The sequence below is a fragment of the Mesorhizobium sp. WSM4898 genome (genome assembly GCF_029625845.1).
Classification (GTDB): domain Bacteria; phylum Pseudomonadota; class Alphaproteobacteria; order Rhizobiales; family Rhizobiaceae; genus Mesorhizobium.
Genome location: NZ_JARTVQ010000003.1, coordinates 910,065 through 916,131, shown reverse-complemented (window position 1 = coordinate 916,131; position 6,067 = coordinate 910,065). Strand labels below are relative to the sequence as shown.

At 64.4% G+C, this 6,067-nt stretch carries 3 protein-coding genes; all 3 read left to right on the top strand.

Annotated features, from left to right (window positions below; genetic code table 11):
* Positions 1–2,484: VCBS domain-containing protein (locus tag P9228_RS19285; RefSeq protein ID WP_278054929.1), on the top strand; the 2,484-nt coding region annotated here is incomplete at its 5' end.
* A gap of 79 nt (positions 2,485–2,563) precedes the next feature.
* The gene (locus tag P9228_RS19280) at positions 2,564–4,258 is read left to right on the top strand and encodes a type I secretion system permease/ATPase (RefSeq protein WP_278054927.1); all 1,695 of its coding nucleotides are present in this window, start codon (positions 2,564–2,566) and stop codon (positions 4,256–4,258) included.
* Positions 4,255–5,595 carry an HlyD family type I secretion periplasmic adaptor subunit gene (locus P9228_RS19275; protein WP_095801169.1) on the top strand — a complete coding sequence of 447 codons (1,341 nt, stop codon included), beginning with the start codon at positions 4,255–4,257 and terminating at the stop codon, positions 5,593–5,595. Before P9228_RS19280 ends, P9228_RS19275 begins: the two co-directional genes overlap by 4 nt.
* Positions 5,596–6,067 lie beyond the last annotated feature (472 nt).

Here is a 6,067-nt window from a genome sequence, read left to right as displayed (position 1 = left end):
TCGAAGTCGGTGACCGAGGGCAACACGGCAGCGGCGCTGAACGCCAGCGGCCAGCTGACGATCACCGACCCCGACACCGGCGAAGCGCATGTGGTGGCGCAGACCAATGCGGCCGGCGTCTATGGCGACTTCTCGATCGACGCCGACGGCGCCTGGACCTACACCGGCAACGACGCGCACAACGAACTGACCGCCGGCCAGGTGGTGAGCGACACCTTCACGGTGACGAGCCAGGACGGCACGGCGACGGGCACGGTGACGGTGACCATCACCGGCACCAACGACAACCCCGATATTCATCTTGTGGGAACCGGAACTCCCGATACTGCGTCGGCTACTTTGACGGAGACAAACGCCGGCCTGACGGCCAACGGTACCTTGACGGTAACCGACGCTGATGTTGCAGACACGGTCAATTCCTCGGTCACGGCTGTCGTGGCCTCGGGAACGACGGCCGGTCTCGGCCTGACCAACGCCCAGCTTCTGGCAATGCTGGCAGTCTCGCCAACATCAGGCTTGGCCGCCAACCCGACAGACATCCACAACCTCAGCTGGACTTTCAATTCTGGCACGCAGGCTTTCGATTACCTTGCTGCCGGCCAGTCCCTAACACTTACCTATACGGTCCAAAGCACGGACAACCACGGCGCATCGGACACTCAAACCGTCACGATTACGGTGAATGGCACCGCCGACGTCAGCTCAACGCTGATCTCCTCTGTCGTAGATGGCAAGCAGGGAAACAACTCAACGCCAAGTACCGTCACGATAACGTTCACCTCGGCAGTCAACGCAAATTTCGTGAACCTCTCCGACGTGATGCACGTTTCCGGCCTGGCCAATGTCAGCGTCATAGCCGGGTCGGGAAGCTTCAATGCAGCCCATACTCAATACACGTTCCAGGTGGACAAAGGCGCCGGGAGTAACAACGGCTCATCCTATACTCTTTTGATCGACAGCGGGGCTTTCTCGGATTCGGCTGGTAACACAAACGCCTCGACAACCAAAACCGGCCTCAAGCCCGCCGGCACCGCCGGCGAGCCGATCAACCTTGCACTCACCGACCCGTCGGATGGTCAGGCCGTCACTGTCATAGTGAAGGATCTGCCTTCCGGCTGGACCATCGACGGGGCCACGCAGAATGCCGACGGCTCCTGGACGGTGCAGTCCTCCGCCGTGCACGAGCTGACGGTAACAACGCCTGCCGATTTCGTGGGCGCGGCGGTGCTCGACGTCCAGATGACCTGGACCAATGCCGACGGCACCACGGGCAGCGTGTTCATCGCCGACAACGTCGAGGCCTACGCGCCAGGTTCGCCGATCTTTGCCTGGTCGGGCGACGACGTGCTCACCGGCTCGAGCGGCAACGATCTCTTCGTCTTCTCGCAGCCGATCGGCAACGATACCGTGCACAGCTTCGATGCTGCCGCCGACCAGATCGACCTCATCGGCTACTCCGGCTTCCAGACCTTCGCCGACGTCCAGGCGCATACCGCGGACAACGCGAGCGGCAATGCGGTGATCACGCTCGCCGACGGCCAGTCGATCACGCTGGAAGGCGTGCACTCCTCCGCGCTCGGCGCCGGCAATTTTGTCTTCGACCAGACACCGGGAGTGAACAACGCCGGCACCATGACGATTGGCGACGGCGCCCTGCTGCCGCTGAGCGGCACGGTCAACAACAGCGGCATCATTGCGCTGAACTCGACCGGCGCCGAGACCCTGCTGCAGATCATCCAGCATGGCGTGACCCTTGAGGGCGGCGGGCAGGTCGTCCTGTCCGACAGCGCGGCCAACGTCATCTCCGGCACCGGCCCGGACGTTACGCTCGTCAATGTCGACAACACGATCTCGGGTGCCGGCCAACTGGGCGATGGCATGCTCGGCCTCGACAACAGGGGCACCATCATCGCCTCTGGCTCGAATGCCCTGGTCATCGACACCGGCGGCAGCGTCGTCACCAACTCCGGCACGCTGGAAGCGACCGGTTCAGGCGGCCTGGTCGTCGCCGGCGGGCTGGCGAATTCCGGCATGCTGTCGGCCAATGGCGGCAACATCGTCATCCACGGCGAAGTCACTGGCGACGGCGATGCCACGATCGGCAACCTGTCGAAGCTGGAATTCGGCGCAGCCTCGTCGACGGATGTCACCTTTGCGCAGAATGCGGCCGGCACGCTGGAGCTCGACGACTCCTTCGACTACAGCGGACGGATCGGCGGCATCACCAACGACGACAAGCTGGACCTCAATGACATCCTATTCGGTGCCGGAACGACCGTCGCCTATCAGGCGAGCCAGGATGGCAGTGGCGGCACGTTGACGGTCTCGGACGGCGCACACAATGCCACGCTGCATTTGCTCGGCACCTACGATGCCAACGGCTTCAAACTCGCCGATGACGGCGAGGGCCATACGGTCGTGACCTACAATCCGGCGGAGTTCACGCTGACGGGCATCGGCAGCGGATCGAGCGAGCTGGTGTGAACCGACAGGCGGGCCGCCGGCAGCGGCGGCTCGCCCCTCTGAAAACTCGGCCTGAGGTGTATCGAGTGGGGTTTTGGAATTGAACGGCAAGCCTAAAATCATCAGGGAAGCGCTTCGCGCCTGCCGCCGCTATTTCCTGTTTGCGGCGGTGTTCAGCCTGGCCATCAACCTGCTTTACCTCGCATCGCCGCTCTACATGCTGCAGATTTACGACCGGGTGGTCACCAGCGGCAGCGAGACGACGCTGGTGATGCTGACGCTGGTGCTGCTTGCGGCGTTCCTGGCGCTCGCCGGTCTGGACCTCGTGCGCGCCGCGATCCTGACGCGCGCCAGCGCGCGGCTCGACCGGCTGCTTTCGGCCAGGATCCTGGCGGCTTCCGTCGAGACCCCGTCGCAGGGTGCCTCGCCAAGCCAGCCGATCCGCGATTTCGACACCTTCCGGCAGGTGATCACCGGCAGCGGTATCCATGCCCTGTTCGACCTGCCCTGGTCGCCGATCTATATCGGCATCATCTTCCTCCTGCATCCCTGGCTCGGCTTCTTCGCGTTGGGCTCCTCGCTGCTTCTCATCGCCATGGCGGTGCTCAACGAATATATCGTGCGGGCGCCGCTGAAGCAGGCCAACGACCTTGCCACGGCCAACTACAATTTCACCGAAATGAGCCTCAGGAACGCGGAAGTCATCCGCGCCATGGGCATGATCGACGGCCTCGTCCGGCGCTGGGGGCGCGATCGCGGCCTGGCGCTCGGCCAGCAGGGGCGGGCGAGCGACCGGGCAGCGGTCATGTCCGGGCTGATCCGCTTCCTGCGCCTCACCATGCAGTCGCTTATCCTCGGCCTCGGCGCCTATCTGGTGATCGAGCGACAGATCACCGGCGGCTCGATGTTTGCGGCCAGCCTGCTGCTGGGAAGGGGGCTGCAGCCGGTCGAGCAGATCGTCGGCCTCTGGCGCAGCCTGATCCTGGCGCGGGCCGCCCTTGGCAGGGTCGAGAGGCTGCTGGACGGCGGCGCGCAGGGCGAACGCTCGTTCAACCTGCCGAAGCCCTCCGGCAAGGTCGCCGTCGAGCAGTTGAGCTTCGCCATTCCCAGCCTGCAGAAGGTGCTGCTGCGCGATGTGTCGTTCCGGCTCGAAGCAGGCGAGGCGCTCGGCATCGTCGGCCCTTCCGGCGCCGGCAAGTCGACGCTGGCGCGTCACCTAGCCGGCATCATGCAGCCGAGCCGCGGCACGGTCAGGCTCGATGGCGCCGACATGACGCAGTGGGGAAGGGAGGCGCTCGGCGACCATATCGGCTACCTGCCGCAGGACATCGAGCTGTTTTCAGATACGGTGGCCGCCAATATCGGCCGCTTCAAGACCGATGTCGACCGCGAGGTGATCGAGGCGGCACGGCTCGCCGGCGTGCATGAGATGATTATCCGGCTGCCGCAAGGCTACGAGACGCAGATCGGCGAGGGCGGGGCGGTGCTGTCCGGCGGCTACCGGCAGCGCATCGCGCTTGCCCGCGCCGTCTTCGGCCTGCCGAACCTCATCGTGCTCGACGAGCCGAGCTCCAATCTCGATGCCGACGGCGATCGCGCCCTGGCCGAATGCGCGCTGGAGCTGAAGCGTCGCGGCAGCACGGTGATAATCGTCTCGCACCGGCCCTCGACTTTGGCCAATGTCGACAAGATCCTGCTCTTGCGGGATGGCGCGGTCGAAGCCTTCGGCATGAGAAACGAGATCGTGGCGCTGCTCAACCAGCGCGCGGCACCGATTACGATGGCGGCCCAATGACCGATATCGCCGCTTCCTATAGCAACCTCTCCGGCACCGAAGATGCGGGCGCCAATGCGGATTCGATCCGGGCACCGGTGTGGATCGGCCTGCTCATCATCGCTGCCTTCTTCGGCGTGTTCGGCGGCTGGGCCGCGGTCGCGCCGCTCAATGGCGCGGTGCTTGCCGATGCGGTGGTGAAGGTCGAGGGCAACCGCAAGAGCGTCCAGCATTTCGATGGCGGCACGGTGAAGGAAATCCGGGTCAAGGATGGCGACATCGTCAAGGCCGGCGATGTGCTGGTGCTGCTCGACGACACCCGCGCCCGGTCGGAATTCAACCTCTATTCCCAGCAATATGCGCTGCTGCGCGCCACCGATGCCCGCATCCGCGCCGAGCTCGACGGCCATGAGGCGGTTGCCTTCCCGAACGACATCACCGCCGAGCACCAGGCCTATCTGCAGGACGCCATGGCCAACCAGATTGCCGACCTCGAGAGCCAGCGCGCCTCGATGGCCGGCGCCAGGCAGATCCTGCAGAAGCGCATCGCCGAGCTCGACGAGCAGATCGATGGCAAGCAGGCGCGCGTCGAATCCTTTCGCGCGCAGCTCAAGTCGACGATCGACGAAAAGGCAAGCCTCAACAAGCTGCTGAAGGCGGGACTGACGACGAAGCCGCGTATCCTGGAGCTCGACCGCTCGGCCTCCGATCTGCAGGGCCTGATCGACCAGGCGCTCGGCGAGATCGCCGGAAATCGCCAGAGCAAGGCCGAACTCGAAAGCCAGATCGCGCAGCTCACCAACGAGCGTCGCGCAAAACTTTCGGCCATGCTGATCGACACCCAGTCGAACCTTGCCGATCTGGTGCCGAAGATGTTTGCCGCACAGGCCACGGTGGACCGCGCCGAAGTGCGCGCGCCCTATGACGGCCAGGTGATGGACTTGACCGTCTTTTCGACCGGCGCGATCGTCGCGCCCGGCCAGACCATTTTGGATATCGTGCCGACCAGGAATTCGCTGATCGTTCAAGCGCAGGTCAAGGTCGAGGACATATCCAGCCTGCGCGCCGATATGACTGCCGAGGTCCGCTTCACCTCGTACAAGCAGCGCACGACGCCGGTCATCCACGGCCGCGTCACCCGCGTCTCGGCGGATCGCGTCACCGATGCCAAGACCGGCTTTCCCTATTACGTTGCCGACGTGGCGGTGAATCAGCAGGAACTCGCCGCCGCGCCGCAGATCCAGCTCTATCCCGGCATGCCGGCGCAGGTCATGATCGTCACCGAGGAACGCACCGCGCTGGACTACATTCTGGGGCCGCTGACCACGTCGCTGCATACGGCCTTCCGGCAGAAGTAGCGCGCGGACTGAAATCCTCGGGTCAGCTCTTCGGCTCTGTGCGTCGGTACTCCAGCGCCACTACGCCGTTGCTGAACGGCACAGCAAAAACCAGCTTCAGTGCAAGCGGCTTGTAGACGGAAACAGCGGCTTGCCGCGGCCCGCAGCCGCAGGCCGTCGCCGAGGCCCGAATCTGCATGTCGTTGTGGCAGTTTGCCCGCTGATGTGGCCCACCTGGCAGCCGGCGGCAAGCTCACCGGCCTACTGCCCGAAGCGGTCGCCAGTGTAAAGCAACAAAACGTCGGCAACCTCGATGTGGAGCGCAGCTTGAGCATTGCCCGACAATGCTCGGCCACGGGCGATGCAGGCCAGACACGATCAGGCCACTTTGACGGTCGATCGCTGCCCTTCGCCAAGCGCTCACCACCCCGCAAACTAGGCCGGTTCCGCTCCCTCTTTAGACCTCGGATAGGTTTTGCCGGTATTTGTCGGA

Excerpts from the sequence above, each read along its gene's own strand:
- P9228_RS19275 (WP_095801169.1), top strand. The coding sequence starts at position 4,255 with ATGACCGATATCGCCGCTTCCTATAGCAACCTCTCCGGCACCGAAGAT.